Source organism: Janthinobacterium kumbetense (assembly GCF_023703445.1).
In the GTDB taxonomy this organism is placed as follows: domain Bacteria; phylum Pseudomonadota; class Gammaproteobacteria; order Burkholderiales; family Burkholderiaceae_D; genus Janthinobacterium; species Janthinobacterium kumbetense.
Map to the genome: position 1 here is coordinate 20,742 of NZ_JAMQGR010000012.1, position 19,747 is coordinate 40,488.

General features: G+C 68.3%; 7 protein-coding genes. 4 read left to right on the forward strand and 3 right to left on the reverse strand.

The features are described 5' to 3' along the window. Window positions 1-67: 67 nt before the first annotated feature. From NCG91_RS23960 to NCG91_RS23970, 3 genes are all read right to left on the reverse strand, one after another. Entirely contained in the window at window positions 68-538 is a 471-nt protein-coding gene (locus tag NCG91_RS23960; RefSeq protein WP_251351521.1) for a GNAT family N-acetyltransferase, read from the reverse strand. A gap of 4 nt (window positions 539-542) precedes the next feature. Beyond that, window positions 543-2,891, reverse strand: coding sequence for a Tex family protein (locus NCG91_RS23965; protein WP_251351522.1), 2,349 nt, complete (start codon window positions 2,889-2,891; stop codon window positions 543-545). Window positions 2,892-2,983: 92 nt separating this feature from the next. Continuing rightward, window positions 2,984-3,364, reverse strand: coding sequence for a hypothetical protein (locus NCG91_RS23970; protein WP_251351523.1), 381 nt, complete (start codon window positions 3,362-3,364; stop codon window positions 2,984-2,986). 260 nt (window positions 3,365-3,624) lie between these two features. Here NCG91_RS23970 and NCG91_RS23975 point away from each other — a divergent pair, with 260 nt between their 5' ends. From NCG91_RS23975 to NCG91_RS23990, 4 genes are all read left to right on the forward strand, one after another. Continuing rightward, window positions 3,625-4,287 (forward strand): TonB family protein, encoded by a 663-nt coding sequence (locus NCG91_RS23975; protein WP_251351524.1) that lies wholly within the window; start codon window positions 3,625-3,627, stop codon window positions 4,285-4,287. Window positions 4,288-4,289: 2 nt separating this feature from the next. Beyond that, a complete protein-coding gene (locus NCG91_RS23980; RefSeq protein WP_035823145.1) occupies window positions 4,290-4,847 on the forward strand; it encodes an RNA polymerase sigma factor in 558 nt (185 codons plus the stop codon). Then, window positions 4,840-5,787: a FecR family protein gene (locus tag NCG91_RS23985; RefSeq protein ID WP_251351525.1), complete on the forward strand. Its 948-nt coding sequence runs from the start codon at window positions 4,840-4,842 to the stop codon at window positions 5,785-5,787. Before NCG91_RS23980 ends, NCG91_RS23985 begins: the two co-directional genes overlap by 8 nt. A 181-nt stretch (window positions 5,788-5,968) precedes the next feature. Further along, on the forward strand, window positions 5,969-19,669 hold the full coding sequence (locus tag NCG91_RS23990; protein ID WP_251351526.1) for a filamentous hemagglutinin family protein: 13,701 nt from the start codon (window positions 5,969-5,971) through the stop codon (window positions 19,667-19,669). Window positions 19,670-19,747: the final 78 nt, after the last annotated feature.

Genomic DNA, 19,747 nt, shown 5'->3' on the forward strand with positions numbered 1-19,747 from the left:
TTATAAGAAAACGCCGGCACGGGTATGCGCTCAAGTCATAAATCGGGCAAGTCAGCCACGTTGACGCTTATAACTGTTTGCCCAAGCACACCGATTGTGCCGCGCCCACGTATTTGCCCCAGGCAACGACGGGTGCATAGCCGTGTTTGGCATAAAACGCCACCGCGCGGGTATTCGCCACGCGCGTGGACAGGTGCAGCCGCGCATAGCCGAAGCAGCGCGCCTGCGCTTCCACATGGGCCAGCAGGGCCGCGCCCACGCCACTTTGGCCGTGGCGCGCATACATGCGCTTGAGTTCTGCCGTGGCGCTGTCCGGCCCGCCCAGCGGGCGCAGGGCCGCGCAGCCCAGCAGTTGGCCGGCGCCGTCGCGGGCCACGTAAAAGCCGCCGCGCGGTGTGGCCGCCTCGGCATCGAAGGAAGAACGGCCGCTGTCGCCATTGATGCGCAGCAATGCGTCCGACAATTCGTCGAGCAGCCGCTGCGCATCCGGGCCGGCCGCGTCCGCCGCCAGGATGGTGATGCCCTGCCTGGCGGCCACGAACTTAACCGCGCAGCTTGGCGAACGCGGCGGCCATGCTGCCGGCCGGTTCCGGCGCGTTGCGCGACTGCGACTGGTGCTGCGCCATGCTGCGGCGGTCGTTGCGGTCGCCACGCTGTTCCGGCTTGCTGCCCGCCTGCGGCGCGCTATCCGTCAAACGCATGGTCAGCGCGATGCGCTTGCGCTTTTCATCGACTTCCAGCACTTTCACGCGCACGACTTGTCCTGCCTTGACCACCGTGTGCGGGTCCTTGACGAAGGTGTTCGACAGGGCCGAGATGTGCACGAGGCCATCCTGGTGCACGCCGATGTCGACGAAGGCGCCAAAGGCGGCCACGTTGGTGACCACGCCCTCGAGGATCATGTCCGGACGCAAGTCGCGGATTTCTTCCACGCCTTCCTTGAAGGTGGCCGTCGTAAATTCCGGACGCGGGTCGCGGCCCGGCTTTTCCAGTTCCTTCAAGATGTCGGAAATGGTCGGCACGCCGAAGGTGTCATCCGCATACTTGGCGGGGCTGAGGGTTTTCAGCAGCGCCGTTTCGCCGATGACGGCCTTGATATCCTTCTTGATATCGGCCAGGATTTTTTCCACCAGCGGGTACGATTCCGGGTGGACGGCGGACGCGTCCAGCGGATTTTCTCCGCCCATCACGCGCAAAAAGCCCGCTGCCTGTTCGTACGTCTTGTCGCCCAGGCGCGGCACGGCTTTCAGCGCCGCGCGCGAGGTGAACGCGCCCTTCATGTCGCGGTAGGTGACGATGCTTTGCGCCACGCTGGCCGACAGGCCGGAGACGCGCGCCAGCAGCGGCGCCGACGCCGTGTTCACGTCCACGCCGACGGCGTTCACGCAATCTTCCACCACGGCATCGAGCGAGCGGGCCAGCTGGCTTTGACTCACGTCATGCTGGTACTGGCCCACGCCGATCGATTTCGGGTCGATTTTCACCAGTTCGGCCAGCGGGTCTTGCAGGCGGCGCGCGATCGACACGGCGCCGCGCAGGGACACATCCATGTCCGGCAACTCTTTCGAAGCGAACTCGGACGCCGAATACACCGACGCGCCCGCTTCCGAGACGACGATCTTCGTCATCTTCGCTTCCGGATGCTGCTTGATCAAATCCTGCGCCAGCTTGTCCGTTTCGCGCGAGGCGGTGCCGTTGCCGATGGAAATCAGGGACACATTGTGCTTGGCGGCAAGACGGCCCAGCGTATGCAGCGAACCATCCCAGTCGTTCTTCGGCTGGTGCGGGTAGATCACGGCCGTGTCGACCACTTTACCGGTGGCATCGACCACGGCGACCTTGACGCCCGTGCGCAAGCCAGGATCCAAGCCCATGGTGGCGCGCTGACCGGCAGGCGCGGCCAGCAGCAGCGCTTTCAGGTTGGTGGCGAAGACGTTGATGGCGTCGAGTTCCGAGCGTTCGCGCAGCGCGCCCATCAGTTCCGTTTCCAGGTGCATGAAGCTTTTCACGCGCCAGGTCCAGCGCGCCGTATCGGCCAGCCATTTGTCGGCCGGACGGCCCTGTTGCTTGATGCCGAAGCGGGCGGCGATGCGGCCTTCGCACGGGTTGTGCGGCGCATCCCATTTCGGTTTTTCCGCCTCCGTATCCAGGCGCAGGGTGACGTCGAGGATACCTTCACGGCGGCCGCGCAGCAGCGCCAGCGCGCGGTGAGATGGCACTGTGGAAATGGTTTCCGAGTAATCGAAATAATCGGCGAATTTTTCGCCTTCGTCCTGCTTGCCTTCCACCACTTTCGATTCGACGATGCCGTGTTCCTGCACGTATTCGCGCAAGGTTTGCAGCAAGGTCGCGTCTTCGGCGAAACGCTCCATCAGGATCTGGCGCGCGCCGTCGAGGGCTGCCTTGGTGTCCGCCACGCCCGGGTTGTTGCCGTCGGCACTCGTGAACGCTTCGCGCAGGAACTTGCCCGCTTCCATTTCCGGCGTCAGTTCGGGATTGTCCAGCAAGCCGTCGGCCAGCGGCATCAGGCCCGCTTCGATGGCGATCTGCGCCTTCGTGCGGCGCTTTTGCTTGTATGGCAGATACAAGTCTTCCAGGCGTGTCTTGTCTTCCGCGTGCATGACGGCGTCCAGCAGCTCGGGCGTCATCTTGTTCTGTTCCGTGATCGAGGCCACGATGGCGGCGCGTCGCTCTTCCAGCTCGCGCAGGTAGCGCAAGCGCTCTTCGAGCAGGCGCAGCTGGATATCGTCGAGGCCGCCGGTCGCTTCCTTGCGGTAACGGGCGATGAAGGGCACGGTGGCGCCTTCGTCGAGCAGTTCGATGGCGGCGGCAACCTGCACCGGTTTGGCGGCAAGTTCAAGGGCAAGACGTTGTTCGATAGTGGGCAGCATGGTTGTTTCCAGAGCGATCAAGCCTGGAATGATACGCAATCGGTGCGATTGCGCAATCTTGACAGCGCAAATGGACTGTGCGTTGACAACAGCTAACGGGGTGGCAGCAGCGGGGCCGGCAGCAGCGGGCTGGCGGGCGTCGGCGGCGGCGGGCGCTGCGGCGTGACGGATTTGCCAAAGGCATTGCCCATACGGTGTTCGAGGGCGGCGCGGTTGTACAGACCCAGCTGGTTCGACGGGCGCTGCATGATCGCTTCCGCACCGGACAGGGCGGGCGGCTGCCGGTTCACGGTGTTGCTATCTGGCAATAATTTTTCATTCAAGCAAGACATCGATTGCGCGCGCTTGCCATTGACTTCCACTTCCACGCAACCCTTCTCCGGCGCGGCCGCCTTCACGACGACGGTGTGCTCGTCCGCCTGTGCGGACAGGGCGGCGCAGGCCAGCAGCAATAGTGATAACAGGCGTGCCATGGCGGCTCCCGCAGTGGTGGATCAGGCGTTCAGCATAGCAAGATCATATGTCGCGGCGATGACACAGGCCGGCATGCGGGCCGACGCCATGTCATGCAGTTGTCATTTTATGAAGCTACCATCTTGCCATTCTGCAGACAACATTGCAGTCAAGACACTTCATGAGCAGGATTTTTCGTTGATTCCCCTGGAAAATGACACTAAGCCACCGCCGCGCCGCAACGGGCAATGCCCTGTCCGCCTGCTTGCTGATGACATTCATGACATTGATGACATTCGTGCGGCCGGCTGCGGGTGCGGACGGTGCTGACGCCAGCGCGCACGCGACCCTGCGCTTCGACTTGCCTGCCCAGCCGCTCGATGCGGCCCTGGTGGCGTTTGGCGAAGTGACCGGGTATTCCGTGCTCGTCAGCAGCCAGCTGGCGGCCGGTCGCGTGGCAGCGCCCGTGCGCGGCGACTACACGCCGGCCGAAGCGCTGCAGCGCTTGCTGGCAGGCACGCAGCTGGGCGCGCGCTTCAGCGGCAGCAACGCGTTTACCTTGCTGGCGCTGGCCGACGCCCCCGTGGCGCCGGCGCCCGTGCCGGCCGAGGCCGCTCCTGCCGCACTACCGTTGCAAGGCTATGCGGCCATCCTGCAGCGCTCGCTCACGCGCGCCCTGTGCCGCTTGCATCCGGACGCCTTCGGCCGCTACCGCCTGGCTTTCCAGCTGTGGCTTGACGAGCGGGGCAAGGTGCGCGCCGTACACGTGCTGGAACCGAGCGGCGTGGAACAGCGCGACCGCGCCGTGCTGCAGCGTTTGCGCAGCCTGCAGATGGATGGCGCGCCACCGGCGGGCTTGCCGCAGCCGCTGACGATTTTATTGACGCCGCGGCCCGATCCGGATGCCGATTGCGCGCCCTACCTGCTGGCCGGGGCGCCCTGACCATGCCGGAATTGCTCAAAACCACCTTGCGCAAGCTGTTCCTGGAACGCTACGGACAGTTTCGCCGCCACTTGCAGCGCCGCCTGGGCTCGGAAGACCTGGCCAACGACGCGCTGCATGAAACGTATTTGCGGGTCGAACGGATGAATGCGCCCGAGGCCATCAGCTACCCGTCCGCGTATTTGATGCGCATCGCCATCAACATTGCGGAAGATCAACGCCGCGACAATGCGCGCCTGCTCAGCTTGCCGGATATCGACGACCTGTACGAGATGGCCGACGAGCTGGCCGACCCGGCCCGCACCTTCAGCGCGCGCGCCGAGCTGGAAGAACTGGAACGGGCCTTGCAGGAGTTGCCGAAACGCCGGCGCGCCATCGTCATCGCCGCCCGCGTCGACCAGTTGCCGCACCGCGATATCGCCGAGCGCTTCGGCATTTCCGCCCGCACGGTAGAGAAGGAATTGCGCGCCGGCCTGGAACATTGCTGCGAGCGGATGGGACGCGATTTCATTCAGCGCTTCGGTCCCGGCGCGGGAAAAACGTCTAAACATCATGACTGAACAAGCGGAAGACGACATGAGTGTCATCCAGAAGGAAGCGCAGGCGTGGGTCGTGCGCCTGGCCTCGGGCCAGGTCAGCGAGCGCGATGCGCAAGTGTTTCGCCATTGGTGTGCGCGCAGCCGCAAGCATGCCAACGCGTTTGCCGAGGCGCGCGCCGTGTGGGGCGCCATGGCGCCGGCCGCGTGCGCCGTCAAGCGGGCGCAGGCGCCTGTCAACACGGCGCGGCGCGCCTGGCTCGGCGGCGCCGTGGCCGCCTCGCTGGGCTTGCTGGTGCTGCGCCCGCCCATGGACCTGTGGCCGGCCGTCGCGGGTCTTGCCGCCGACTACGCCACGGGCACGGGCGAACAGCGCGAAGTGGCGCTCGACGGCGGCGTGCTGGTGCAGATGAATACGCAGACGCGCCTCGACGCGGCGCCCGTGCAGGACGGCGCCGCGGCGCTGGTGCTGCTGGCGGGCGAGGCGGAATTCCAGGCTGGCTTGCGCGGCGCGGCGCGCGTGCGCGTGCAGGCGGGCGACGGCACCGTGTCGGCCGGCAGCGCCCGTTTCAATATCCGCCTGTTCGGCCAGGAAGTGTGCGTGACGTGCCTGGCGGGCCGCCTGCGCGTGGCGCAGGCGGGCAACGATGCGGAACTGGCGGCCGGCCAGCAGCTGCGCTACCGGCCCGAGCATTTCGGCATCGCCCGCGCGGTGGCCAGGGGCGACGTCAGCGCGTGGCGCCAGCGCTTGCTGGTGTTCAAGCAAAGCACCCTGGCCGAGGTGGTGGACGAGGTGAACCGCTACCGTCCCGGCAAGCTGATCCTCAATGGCGACGCCTTGAAACTCACGCGCGTGCAAGCGAGCTTTTCGCTCGACCGTCTCGACGACGTGATCGCCCTGATCCAGGACGCGTATGGCGCGCGCGTGACGCGACTGCCGGGCGGCATCGTGCTGTTTGGCTAGCGATGCATGCCGATGGCATGCCGCCAATTATGACATTTTCATGACCTTTTGCAGTCCCGGACCTTGTTCCCTGTCAATGCTGCTGGAAGCCGCGAATCAGTGCCTGCCGCCCGCCCCCGTGCGTGCCGCGCGCCGCCTCGCGATATCGGTCAGCAACGGAACATGAAAAGGGAATGTCGCCATGCAGCGAAGCAAGTCGGTCACGAAACACGCATCCTCCTCCGCCATGGCGGGCAACCGGACCGGGCGCCCGGTACGCCTGAAACCGCTGGCGCTGGCCATCGCCGTGCTGCTGCAGGCGGGCGGCGCGCAGGCGCAGCAGCCGTTCAGCGGCGCCTGGTTTGCCGGCAAGGGCGCGCAGCAGGGCACGGCGGCCAGCACGGGACGCTTGCCGAATGGCCAGGCCATCCTCGGGACGGACAATAAGCAGGCGCAGCAGCAAAAAGCCAATGCCCAGCTGCAAAGTTCGCTGAACAATCTGCAACTGGCGGCGCGCGCCATCGCCGTGCAGCAGGCGGCCCAGCAGGCGGCGCGCCAGGCGGCCATCGCCGCCGGCTCGAAGGTGCCGGAAGGCCTGGCCGAAGGCGGCTTGAAAGTCGACAGCAACAGCCTGACGGCGGGCTGGTTCAATGCGAATGGCCCCACGCAGGCGCAGGCCGACGGCAAGACCGTCGTGACCGTCAAGCAGACGGCCGACAAGGCGATCCTGAACTGGGAAACGTTTAATATCGGCCAGAATACCACCCTGCAATTTGACCAGTTGGCGAACTGGTCCGTACTCAACCGCGTCAACGATCCGCTGGCCCGTCCCAGCCAGGTCCGCGGCCAGATCAAGGCCGACGGCACGGTCATGCTGGTCAACCGCAACGGCATCGTGTTTACGGGCAGCAGCCAGGTCGACACGCGCAGCCTGGTGGCCGCCGCCGTGGGCATGAGCGACAGTCAATTCAAGAAGGGCATCTACAGCGAAACGCAGGGTGCGGGCTTCAAGCCCACGCTGGCCAATGACCTGGTGCTCAACGGCAGCGCGGTCACGCACGCGAACGCCACGGCCGACGTGGTGGTGCAGGCCGGCGCGCAGATCAGCACGCGCAAGCCGCAGACGGTGACGGAAGGCGGCGGCTACGTGCTGCTGGCCGGGCGCGAAGTGCATAACGGCGGCAGCCTGTCGGCGCCGAACGGGCAAGTCACGCTGGCCGCCGGCGACAGTTTCGTCATCCGCAAGGGGCTGGGGACGGACGCCAACCAGACTTCGAGCACCCGTGGCAACGAGGTCGACGTCAAGTTCAACGCGCAAAGCGGCGCCGGCAAGGTGACGAATGCGGGTCTGGTGCAGGCGCTGACCGGCGACGTCACCCTGACGGGCCGCGACGTGAAGCAGGCCGGCGTGTTGCTCAGCAGCACCAGCGTGACGACGCGCGGCACCGTGCACCTGAAGGCCGACGGCAGCGCAGGCCTGGTCACGCTGGCCCCTGACAGCCTCACCACGGTGCTGCTCGATGACAGCGGCGCCACCGCGCTGGACGTGCAGCGCGACGCGCTCATCAAGGATTCGGCGCTGCTCAGCGACGGCGCCTACAACCGCCGCGACCTGTCGCTGATCCAGATTGCCTCCGGCGGCGATATCGCCTTCGACAGCGGTTCGCTGACCCTGGCCACCGGCGGCCAGGTCAATGCGCTGGCCACGCGCCGCACGCAAGTGGCGCGCGGCGCCGCCATCGACGTTTCCGGCGCCGTCGGCGTGAACGTGGCGATGGCTTCGAACAATGTGCTGATCAATGCGCAGGGCAATGAGCAGCGCGACGCGCCGGGCAACCGCGACAGCAAGGCCCTCAACAGCACCGACCTGTGGGTCGACCGGCGCGACCTGGTGCGGGTCGCGGCCGGCACCAACGGCTATCCGACCGACCGCTGGTACACGGGCGGCGGCTTGCTCGAAGTGAGCGGTTACCTGAATACCAGCGGCCACGGCATCGGCGAATGGGCGGCGCAGGGCGGCACGGTGGCCTTCCAGGGCGGCGAACTGGTGACCCAGGCCGGCTCGAAGCTCAACGTGTCCGGCGGCACTTTCGACGTCCAGACGGGCATGATCCGCCAGAGCTGGCTCAGCGGCAAGGATGGCCAGCTGTACCGGCTGTCGACGGCGCCCGGCGACGTGCTGTATACGGGCGTCTACCAAGGCTACGCCGCGCACCACCAGCGCTGGGGCGCGGAAACGACGGAAAATTTCGCCAATCCCCTGATCGGCGCCCAGCAACGGCTGGAAAACGGCTATACCGTGGGCCGCGATGCGGGCCGCGTGGTGGTGGGAACCACCTCGGCCGTGCTCGAAGGCGCGATCGAATCGAGCGTATTCCAGGGCGAGCGCCAGCAGGATGCGCGCGACGCCACCCTCGACGGCTACCGCCAGTCGCAGCTGGCCGCCGCCCGCAGCGGGCAGCTGGTGCTGGGCCAGCTGGCGCCCGTGTACGACGCCGCCAGCGCGCAGCTGCGCGACAATCCCGCAGCGTTGCTGCAGGCCATCCATATCGGCGCCGGCGGCGCCAGCGCCGGCAATCTCCTGCGCGAAGATGCGCTGCCCGAGAATCTGGTCGGCAAGACCTACCTGGACGCCGGCTGGCTCAACGCACAACACCTGGGCGGCATCAAGGCCTATGCCGGCAGCGCCATCGAGGTCGACGCGGCGGTGCAGGTCACGCCGGGCGGCGAAATCGCGCTGCATGCGCCCCAGGTCAAGGTCAATGCCGGGCTGACGGCGCGCGGCGGCAGCATTGCGCTGGGCGACATCGTCAGCAAGCCGACCACCGGCACCACCGCCTGGCTCGATACGCCGGTCGCCACGCCGGCGGCCGGAGCGAAGGCGGGCATCGAGGTGACGGCCGGCGTGACGCTCGACACGCGCGGCCTGTGGAGCCAGCTCAAGCTGGATCCGGCCAACACGTCCGGCTTGCCCTATGTCAACGGCGGCGCGGTGGCGCTGGTCAGCAGCGGCACCGTCAACCTGGCGGCTGGCAGCGTGATCGACACGTCCTCGGGCGCGGCCGTGCTGGCCGACGGCAAACTGAAGGGCGGACGCGGCGGCGACATCAGCTTGCGCTCGAATCAGAACGATCCCAACGGCGTCAAGTCGGAGACGCTGGTGCTCGATGGCGAACTGCGTGGCTACGGCGTCAACGGCGGCGGCACGCTGACCATCGACAGCGGTACCGGCGTGGCGCTGGGCGGCGGCGTGCTGGCCGGCAATGGTGTGTTGCTTGCAGGCCAGTCCGTCCCCGTGCACCTGACCTTGGCGGAAGCCTTCACCATCAAGGCCGGCACCGTGCTCGATGCCGACTTCAGCTATGTGAGTACGCTGGTTCCTGCCGGCCAGCCCTTGCTGGACTTGCCAGATTTCAGCGCGGCGCGTCCCTACACCCTGCCGGTCGCCTGGGTGGTGCCGCCCGCCTCGATCAGCTATGAATTCATCTTCATCACCGACAGCAAAGGCATCGTCTACACCAGCGGCATGACCGTGCCGGCCGGCGTCACGCTCACGGGCGTGCGCGGCAAGCTCGGTTCCGGCTACCTGGTGCCGGCCAACGCCTTCCCGAACGGCATGCCGGTGCCCGCTTTCAACGCCAGGGTGGCCGCCGGTACCGCGTTCGTGGCTGACGTGACCTTGCAGGCGGGCGAGCGCTTGCTGGCCGGCAACCGTGCGCCGAAGGACCTGGTGGTCAAGCCGCTGCTGGTGCTGGACAATGAGCTGTTCCAGCGCGGCTTCGCGCACTACAACATCAACGGTCAGCAGGGCGTGCAGGTGGCGCAGGGCGCCACCATCGACGTCACCATGCCCTTGCTGCGCGCCGACCTGGCGCTGGCGGCGCAATTGCCGACCGGCACCGATTCGGCCGCCGTCCTGCAACCGTGGCTGGCCCCGCTATGGCAGGAAAATGCCGTGAAAGGCGTGCTCAAGCAACGCGCCGGCGCCGATATCGCGCTGTCGGGCGGCACCCGCAACGCCAAGGCGCCGGTGGTGGTGGGCCAGGGCGCCACGCTGCGCGTGGATGACGGCAAGAGCATCAGCCTGACCGGTAATGGCCAGATCACCGTCGACGGCACATTGAGCGCGTCCGGCGGCCGCATTTCCGTGTTGCCGGGCATGCTGGTCACCGGTGGCGAGATCAACCGTCCAGACGGCAGCGCGAATGCCCAGTCGATCTGGATCGGCGAGCGCGCGGTACTCGACGTGGCCGGACGCGCGGCCACCGCCACCGACGCCCAGGGCGGCGTGTATGGCCATGTGGGCGCCGGCGGCACCATCGAGATCGGCGCCAGGCATAACCTCGACGCCACCCAGGTCGAGGCGGCCGACGCCTTTGTCATCGTGCGCCCCGGCGCACGGCTGGAAGCATCCGGCGCCGCCGCCTTGCTCGACCTGCCCGGCCAGGGCAGCGTGCAGGTGGCCAGCGACGGCGGCAGCATCGCGCTGAGCTCCTTCCGCGGCTTGTTGCTCGACGGCACCATGCATGCGGCAGCGGGCGGGACAGGCGCGGCCGGCGGCACCTTGGCGCTCAACCTCGAAGCGCCGAACTACGGCATCGTCGGCAAGCTCGACTTGAAGGGCCTGGGCGTGGAAGACGCGGTGCGCGTGCCGCGCGAGCTGGTGCTGTCGCGCCTGCAGGGCGAAAGCAGCCTGGCCGCCGACTTGCAGGTGGGCGACAGCGATCCGGCGCTGCGCTACGGCGTGGCCCGCCTGGGCGCGGACCGCGTGGCCGCCGGCGGCTTCGATCACCTGGCCTTGCTGTCGAACGGCTTGATCAGCTTTGATGGCAACCTCGACCTGTCGATGGGGCAGAGCCTGCGCCTGACGTCCAGCGCACTGGCCCTGGCCGGGGATGCCGGCGGCGCCAGCGCGCAAGTCAAGCTGGCGGCGCCCTACATCCGCCTGGCCGGCACCAGCCGCACCCAGAGCGACGACCACCTGATGCCCAATCCGGTGCGCGGCTCCGGCAACGGCGGCGTCGGCAGCGGCAAACTGGGCGTGCCCAACGTGGACGACCACGCCAGTCTGACGCTGAATGCCGCGATGATCGACCTCGCCAATGCCGTCAATGTCGGCAGCAACGGCGTGATCGGGCAAAACGCCGCCGCCGACCTGGAAGTCAAGCGCGATGCCTTTGGCGAGCTGGCGCTGCGTTCGAGCGGCGACATCCGCATGCGCACGGCGGCCGCGCTGTACACGCCCGGCAATCTGACCCTGGCGGGCGCGCAAATCTATCCGGTGAGCGGCGCCACCGGCAAGGTGGAGGTGGGCAAACGCAACGTGATCAATGAATTCGGGCAATTGGCGACCGAGTTCGATCCGGCCCGCAGACTGACCATCGAGCGCAGCGGCGACCCTGCCGCGCCGTTGCCGGCCCTGCCCTACTCGGTGTTCGGCTCGCTTGAACTGAGTGCCGGCACGGTGAACCAGGGTGGCGTGCTGCGCGCGCCGCTGGGCAAAATCACGCTGGGCCAGAATACGAATGGCGCAGTGACCGGCTACACCAATCTGCTGCCTGGCAGCGTGACGTCGGTCAGCGCCAACGGCCTGGTGATGCCGTACGGCGGCTCGCTCGATGGCCTGAGCTACATGATGGACGGCGTCGACGTCGCGTACAAGGGCGTGGGCAATGACCCGGCCGTCGTGCTCACCGGCAAACACGTCGATGTGCGCGCCGGCGCCGTGCTCGACCTGTCAGGCGGCGGCACCCTGACCGGCGCGGCCTTCCTGGCCGGCCGCGGCGGCTCGACGGACGCCCGCCTCAACCCGCTGGTGCAGACGTCGGGCAAAGGCAGTTTCGTGCTGCCGGGCCTGGCCACCAATCCCGTCTACGCCATCGTTCCGGGCGCGCAGCCGGGCTATGCGCCCATCGTGGCCGAGAATGGCGCCGGCGATCCGGCGCTGGGCCGCCAGATCACCATCGGCGCCGGCGTGCCCGGCCTGGCCGCCGGCACCTATACCTTGCTGCCGTCGAGCTTTGCGCTGCTGCCCGGCGCGTTCCGGGTGGAATTGAACGGCCTGGCCGCCGGCGGCTTGCCCGTCGGGTCGGCCACGGCCATGCGCAACGGCTCCTTTGCCACCGCCGTGCAGCTGGGCACCAGCAATACCGACTGGCGCGCGGCGCTGCCATCGCAGGCGGTATTGACGCCGGCCGACGTGCTGCGCAGCTATTCGCAATACAATGAAACGAGCTACGGCGCATTCGCGCTGGCGCAGGCGGTGCGCGACGGCGTGCCGCGGCCGCTGCTCGAACGCGACGCCAAGGCGCTGCACATCGAACTGGTGCAGTCCAATGCGGGTGCTGGCGGCACGGGCGTGATGCAAGACGCGCTGCGCTTTGCCGGCACGACCAACTACACGCCAGGCAAGGACGGTTTCGGCGGCAGCGCGCTGCTGCTGGGTGGCTCCGGCAAGAACTACGAAATCATCGGCGGCGCCAGCGCGCCCACCGTCGACTTCAAGGGCATGGCGGTGCGGGTCGACGCCCTGAACGCCATCGGCGCCCCGCGCCTGGGCATCGGCGCTTTGCCTACCGTCAACTACAGCAGCACCAGCGGCAACCAGCAAGCCAATATCGCCCAGTTCCAGGGCGGCGTCGATAACATCGTGGTGCGCGACGGCGCCGTGCTCAAGGCTGGCGAAGTATTCCTGGTGACCAATAGCAAGGCTGGCGGCATCGTCATCGAGCAGGGTGGCGGCATCAATACCCTGGGCCGTGGCGCCGCCGCCTGGGATTCGAGCAACGGCTACGTGTATGCGCCGGGCAAGTCCAGCGTGCTGGCCGTGTCGAATGGCCGGCTGGACATGCTGGCGCCCGGCGTGAGTACCGATCCGCGATCCGGACCGGGCCGCATCGACATCGGCGCCTGCGCGGCGGGCGCCGTGTGCAGCGGCAGCACGCCGCTGTATTCGGAAGGCAGCATCGTCGCCGCCACCGACCAGAGCTTCAACCTGCGCGACGCCACCACCTACGGCACGCGCAACCTGGTGCTGGCCGTGGGCGGCATCAATGTGGGCAGCGCAGCGTCGCTGGCCGCCATGGCCGCGCGCGACGCGTTGCCGGCCGGACTGACCCTGAACCAGGGCATCCTCGACCGCCTGCTGCGCGGCGACGCCAGCGCGGGCGCGCCGGCGCTGGAAAGCCTGGCGCTGACGGCGCGCGACGCCATCAATTTCTATGACAGCGTCGAATTGTCGACCATCAATGCGAGTACGGGAAAATCGTCGCTGGAGCGGCTGGTGATCGGCACTCCCGCGATCTACGGCGCAGGCGGCAGCGACGCCGTGGCGCGCATCAAGACCGATGTGCTGGTATGGAACGGCGCCACGACGGCGCCGGGCCTGGTCGCCAGCGGCGGCGCCGGCGGCGGCAGCGGACGCCTGCAGGTCGACGCCCGCCAGGTCGAGTTCGGCTATGGCCCGAACAGCCGGCCCGACACCATCCACGGCATGGACCGCCTGATCCTCGGCTTTGCCGATGTCGCCATCAATGCCAGCGAGCGCATCACCGCTAACCACACGGGCTCGCTGTCGGTGTACCAGTCGCAAAGCGGCTGGGATGCGGACAGCAAGGGCTATCTGCGCAGCGGCGGCAACCTGGCGCTGAACACGGCGCTGCTCACGGGCGCCGCCGGTTCCGTCAACAAGATCAAGGCGGGCGGCGACATTCACGTCGCCAGGCCGTCCGGAACGGCCGCCACCGTCCCGGGCGCGGCCGCGCTGGCCGGCGCACTGGGCGCCGAAGTGGCGCTGGACGGGCGCAGCGTGACGCTCGACACGGCCGTGCTGTTGCCAAGCGGAAAGCTCAGTGTGTCCGCTGAGCAAGATGTGGTGCTGGGCGACGGTGCCCGGCTCGACCTGGCCGGCCGCAAGATCGATTTCAACGGCGTGCCCAAGTACAGCTGGGGCGGCGACGTGGTGCTCGACAGCCGCCACGGCGACGTGCGCCAGGCGGCCGCTTCCACCATCGATTTCTCGGCCGTCTCCAACCGCGCCGGCAAGCTCACCGCCACCGCGCTGGACGCGCAGGCGGGCAGCGTGGCGTTGCTGGGCAGCATCACCGGCGGCAGCAGCGGCCACTACGACGCGGGCGGCACCGACGTGCCGTTCGCAGCGGGCGGCCTGGACGTGCGCGGCCAGCATATCGAGGATTTCAAGGGCTTGAACCAGCGTCTGAGCAAGGGCGGCGTGTTCGGCAGCCGCAGCTTCCAGCTCAAGCAGGGCGACCTGGTGCTGGAGAATGAATTGAAGGCGCGCGAAATCACGGTGTCGGTGGATGGCGGCCGTCTGGCCGTCAACGGCACCGTCGACGCCAGCGGCGAGCAGGTGGGCAGCATCCGCCTGGCCGCGCGCGACGGCGTCAGCGTGGCAGGCAGCGCGCTGCTCGACGCCCACGGCAGCGTGCTGCGCGTCGACAGCTACGGTCAGGTGATCGAGGCGCCCAACCGCGCCGTGATCGACATCGATGCCGGCAGCGGCCGCCTGGTGCTCGATACCGGCGCGCGCATGGACTTGCGCGCCGGCACGGCCGGCAAGGCTGAGCGCATCGCCTCGCTGGGCACGCTGGAACTGAGCGCCCGGCGCCTCGGCGGCGCCACCGGCAACGACGTCGCCATCGATGCGGCCGGTCCGCTGGCCATCGACGGCGCCCGCGCCATCACGGTCAACGGTTTCTGGTCGTACACGGACGCCCGCCCGGGCACGGAAACGACGGCCGACGGCCGCCCTTACCAGATCATTGACCAGGCTTACCTGGACCGCAAGCACGACGATAGCGTCGATTTCATGAAGGGCGCCCTGGCCAACGACGGGCTGATGAACGGCCGCCTGTCCGGCCTGCGCAACTACAAGGACGCGTTCCACCTGCGTCCGGGCGTGGCCATCCTCAGCGCCACGCCGGACGGCGACCTGCATGTCGATGGCGACATCAACCTGTCGGGCCACCGCTACGCCAGCGTCAATCCGCACACGCAGAAGACCGGCGTGGCCGGCTCCGGCGAAGCGGGTGCGCTGGTGCTGCGCGCCGGCGGCAACCTGAACGTCTTCGGCAGCATCAATGACGGCTTCGATGGCAAGGCCTTGCCGGTCACGCCGGACGACAAGGGCTGGATGCTGGCCAAGGGCCGGGTGCCGTTCGGCGCCGACGTCATCGTGCCGCATGGCGAGCTGGTCACGCTGGCCGACGACACCTTCTTCCAGTCCGGCCGCACCCTGAACTACGACTTGCCGATGAAACCGATGAGTTTGCGTGCAGGCACGGCGCTGCCGTCGCAAGCCACCCTGACGGCCGACGTGGAATTGCCGGCCGGCACGGTGCTGGGCGGCGCCGTGCGCAATGCCGCCGGCGCCGTCGTGTATGCGGCCGGCACCGTGCTGGCGAAGGCGGTCACGCTGGGCAGCGGCACGCGGCTCGACGCCGGCACCCGCTTGCCTGTGGGAATGTCCGTGGCGGCCATGACCTGGCCCGGCGGCGTGCCGTTGCCGTACCCGGTGGGCGCCGTCAGGGACACGCCGAGCCCCGACTACGACGGTGATGGCTTCCCCGATACGCCCGCCAATGGCGTGGCGCTGGCCGGCGAACTGAAGCTGCGCAAGGGCGCGCTGGTACCGAGCGAAACCTGGGTGCGGCTGCCTGGCGGCGCCGATTCGGTGGCTTTGCGTCCGGCCGACGCCGACGGCAACCAGGGCCGCAACTGGGCGCTGGCGCCGATGCTGGCCAGCGGTTCGCAGTCGTGGTCGATGCGCCTGGTGGCTGGTGCCGATTTGCAGGCGGCCGATAGCCGCGCGCTGCGCCCCATGGGCGACAACCGCAGTCTGCTGCTGGCCGACCACCACTACGGCGCGGTCCTGGGACTCAGCTTGCCGAAGGTGGCGGCGCCGCCGATCGACGGCGTGGCGGGCAATTTCTACTGGATAGGCGACTCGGAACTGTATGCCGGCTATCCCGCCGGCACGCAGGTCAATCTCGCCGAATTTGAGAGCGTGGAAGCTCTGCTGGCGTACAACCAGTGGAACGTGGGCGACCTGGTGACGTGGCTGCCCGAAGGCGCCAGCTTCCCCGTGGTAGCGCTGCCTGCGCGGCAACAGCTGTTCAGCGTGCTGCGTACCGGCACGGGCGACCTCGACCTGCTGGCCGGCGGCAACTTCAGCCAGAATTCGCCGTACGGCGTGTACACGGCCGGTACCCAGGCGGCCAACGTGGCGGCGGCTTACCGGCTGCCGCGCGCGGCGGATCGCAAGGGTTCCATCCTCGGCCCCGATGGCGACGCCTTCAAGCCCTACGTCGACGGTGGCGCGCAAAGCCTGTACCAGGCCTGGTATCCCGAGCATGGCGGCAACGTGCTGGTGCGCGCCCAGGGCGACGTCACCGGCGACCTGGTGGGTGGCGGCTACAGCACGGAGCGTCGCCCCGACGACGTGGGCTATTTGCGTCCGCAGCAGGACAGCAGCGCCGTCGGCACCTGGCTGTGGCGCCAGGGCACCGGCAGCGCGGTTGCCCAGGGCGAGGGCGTGCCCACCGCCTGGTGGATCAACTTTGGCAGTTATGTCGCTGGCGGTCTTGGCACGAACTTCCTGTACGAGACCCAGCCCGTGATGACCGGCTTTACCGGCATCGGCACCCTGGGCGGCGGCAACCTCGTATTCGAGGCAGGCAAGGCCGCCGGCATGCTGTCGCCGCGTACCGACCAAGGCGGTAAATTCGTCATGCGCAGCCAGGGCTTGAACCTGGCGGTGGCCAGCACCGGCCGGGTATCGGCCGACGGTTCCGCGCTCACGCTCACCGGTGGTGGCGATCTCGACGTGCGCATTGGCGGCGGCCTCAATCCGGTGGCCGAAGTGCGCTCGTTTGCCGACACGATAGGCGAGATCACGCCGGATATCCGTTTTTCCGGCACGCGTGGCGACCTCAATAGCACCTTCGTCAACCTGCGCGGCGCCTTGCGCATGGAGGCGGGATCGGTGGGCGGCATCGAGCTGCGCTTCGACATGGGCGACAGCCAGGAGTCGCGCGCCCATCAGGTCTACACGGCCACCTCGTCAATCGCGGGCGGCGGGCCGGTGGTGGTGCCGGGCGACTCCGGCGTGCGCATCGATGCGCGCGGCGACCTGGTGCTGGGCGGCGTGGGCGACGCCGGCCGCGTCACCCAGATCAACAACGGCACGCCGTTCACCGCGAAGGGCGTGGCGCAGGACGGCGAGGGCTACAGCTGGTTCTCGCTGTGGACGCCGTCGACCGCCATCGACCTGTTCAGCGCGGGCGGCAACCTGACGCCATCCACGGCCTGGAGCGACGACCGCGCCAGCGGCAATCAGGCTTCCAGCGGCGGGCGTTTCGTGATGCCGTCGCAATTGCGCGCGGTGGCCGCCAGCGGCAGCCTGTATGTCGGCAACTCCGCCCAAGGGGCGAGGGATATGGACACCAGCACCAATGCGCCGGCGCGGCCGGCCACCGGCCTGCTGCTGGCGCCGTCGCCGGTCGATGCGCATTTCACCCGCCGCACGCCGGGGCAGCTGGAATTGCTGGCCGCCGATTCGATCTACGCCGGCGCCTATACGGTGACGGCGTCGGGCGCCGATCCGACCGCGCTGCCGAGCCCGTTCAATCCCGGTTTCGCGGGAGTGAGTGGCCTGACCGCGTATGGCGACATGTACACGCATAACGTCAATCAGGAGGCACAGGCGCCCAGCGTGCTGTTCGCGTCGCGCGAAGCGGGTGCTTCACCGCAGCGTTATCCGCTGTTCACGCTGACGCCGCCCACCGCCTCGGGCTACGCGGTGCAAGACCAGCTGCCGGCGCGCTACTACGCGCTGGCGGGCGACATCGTCGGCTTGCGCACCGGTTCCATCATCACGCGCGGCGGCGGCAAGTCGGCCAGCCACAGCACTTGGTACGAGGGCGCCGGTCCCGTCGATATCCGGGCCGGACGCGATATCGTCAACTCCGGCACGGCGCTGGGGCTGGTCGAAGCGACGCCACAGGGATTGCTGGGCTGGACTTCGGAGATCGCGTACGCCAACCCGTCGCTGCCGCTGCGGCCGACGGAAAACTTTGTCGGTTCGGCGCGCGGCAATTTGATACTGCACAACAATCCAGACGAGGTGTCGGTCGTGCGTGCCGGCCGCGACATTCGCTATGGCACGTTCTACGTGGGCGGTCCGGGCACGCTGGAAGTGACGGCCGGGCGCGATATCGACATGGCCGACAAGGCCGAGCTGAAGAGTATCGGCGCGGTGACGCATATCACGCCTGGCGACCGCAGCAGCGGCGCCAGCATCGCGGTGGCGGCCGGGGTCGGGGCGTACGGCCCCAACTATGACGCCTTTGCCGCGCGCTATCTCGACGCTGCCAACCTGATCGACCCAGGCAAGCCGCTGGCCGACCAGCCCGGCAAGGCGGTAGCCGTGTATGGCGGCCGCCTGGGCCTGGCCGACTGGTTGCGCGCGGAATTCGGCTACAGCGGCGACGCGGCGGGCGCGCCCGCCTTCCTGGCGGCGCGCCAAGGCGAGCTCGACAAGTCTCTCCAGGCCGGCAGCGGCGGCGCCAGGCGCGACCTGCAGCGCGAATACGGCCTGTCGAGCCAGCTGCATCTGGTCAACTGGCTGGAAACCCGCTACGGCGCCGGCCAGCGCAACAGCGCCGGGCTGACCTTCGATGCCGGCAGCATGGATGCGCGCAAGTTTTTCGCGGCCTTGCCGGCCGAGCAGCAGCGCGTCTTCCTGCGCAACGTCTATTTCGCCGAACTCAAGGCTGGCGGGCGCGAGTACACGGCTGCCGGCGGCGTGCGCGAAGGCAGCTACCTGCGCGGCCGCGAAGCCATCGCCACGCTGTTCCCGAGCAAGGATGCGCAGGGCAAGCCCGTGACCTATGCGGGTGACCTGACCATGTTCAGCGGCGCCACCTACTATCTGGACGGCACCTCAGGCGGCAGCACCAAGCGGCCGCGCAAGGGCGTCAATTACCTGACGCGCCAGCAATATGTGCTGGGGGGCGACATCCACGCCCCCGTGTTCGACCTGGCCGATGCCGGCATCCACACCGATTTCGGCGGCAACATCGACATCCTGACCCCGGGCGGGCGCACCCTGGTGGGCGTCGATGGCGGCTTCGTGCCGGGCGAAGGCTCGGGCGTGCTGACGCAGGGCGCCGGTGAAATCCAGATCTACGCCCGCGACAGCATCCTGCTGGGCCAGAGCCGTATCTTCACCACCTTCGGCGGCAACATCCTGGCCTGGTCGGCGCAGGGTGACATCAATGCGGGCCGCGGCTCCAAGTCCACCGTGGTGTTTGCGCCGCAGCGCCGGGTCTACGACGACATCGGCATGGTGACCTTGTCGCCGACCACGCCGAACACGGGCGCCGGCATCGCCACCTTGAACCCGATCCCGGAGGTGCCGTCCGGCGACATCGACCTGATCGCCCCGCTGGGCAGCATCGACGCGGGCGAGGCGGGCATCCGCGTCTCGGGCAACGTCAACCTGGCGGCCTTGCAGGTGGTCAACGCGGAAAACATCCAGGTGCAGGGCAAGGCCACGGGCATGCCCGTGATCGCCTCGGTGAACGTGGGGGCGCTCAGCAATGCCAGCGCGGCCGCCACGCAAGCCGTCACCGCGGCGCAGGACGTGCTGCAGCGCGAACGGGCTGCCACGCGCCAGGCGCAGCCGTCGCTGTTCACGGTGAAGGTGCTGGGCTTTGGCAACGAGCAGGCGGACGAAGCCGGTGTCGGCAAGCACACGGGCGGCGAACCGCAGGCGTCCAGCTACCAGCCGGCCGGCGTGGTGCAGGTGCTGGGGGCGGGGCCGTTGACGGCGCCGCAGCTGCAGGCGCTCACGCCGAACGAGCGGCGCGGTTTGCAGCCTTGAGCGGAGTTTTATGAACATTTGATGACATTCGGCAGTCGCCGCGCGCGGCGGCTGTCTAGGCATCAGTAGATCAGCATT

Bases quoted from the DNA above. Each gene is read 5' to 3' on its own strand.
- NCG91_RS23965 (WP_251351522.1), bottom strand. From the start codon at position 2,891: ATGCTGCCCACTATCGAACAACGTCTTGCCCTTGAACTTGCCGCCAAA.
- NCG91_RS23970 (WP_251351523.1), bottom strand. From the start codon at position 3,364: ATGGCACGCCTGTTATCACTATTGCTGCTGGCCTGCGCCGCCCTGTCC.
- NCG91_RS23975 (WP_251351524.1), top strand. From the start codon at position 3,625: ATGACATTGATGACATTCGTGCGGCCGGCTGCGGGTGCGGACGGTGCT.
- NCG91_RS23980 (WP_035823145.1), top strand. From the start codon at position 4,290: ATGCCGGAATTGCTCAAAACCACCTTGCGCAAGCTGTTCCTGGAACGC.
- NCG91_RS23985 (WP_251351525.1), top strand. From the start codon at position 4,840: ATGACTGAACAAGCGGAAGACGACATGAGTGTCATCCAGAAGGAAGCG.
- NCG91_RS23990 (WP_251351526.1), top strand. From the start codon at position 5,969: ATGCAGCGAAGCAAGTCGGTCACGAAACACGCATCCTCCTCCGCCATG.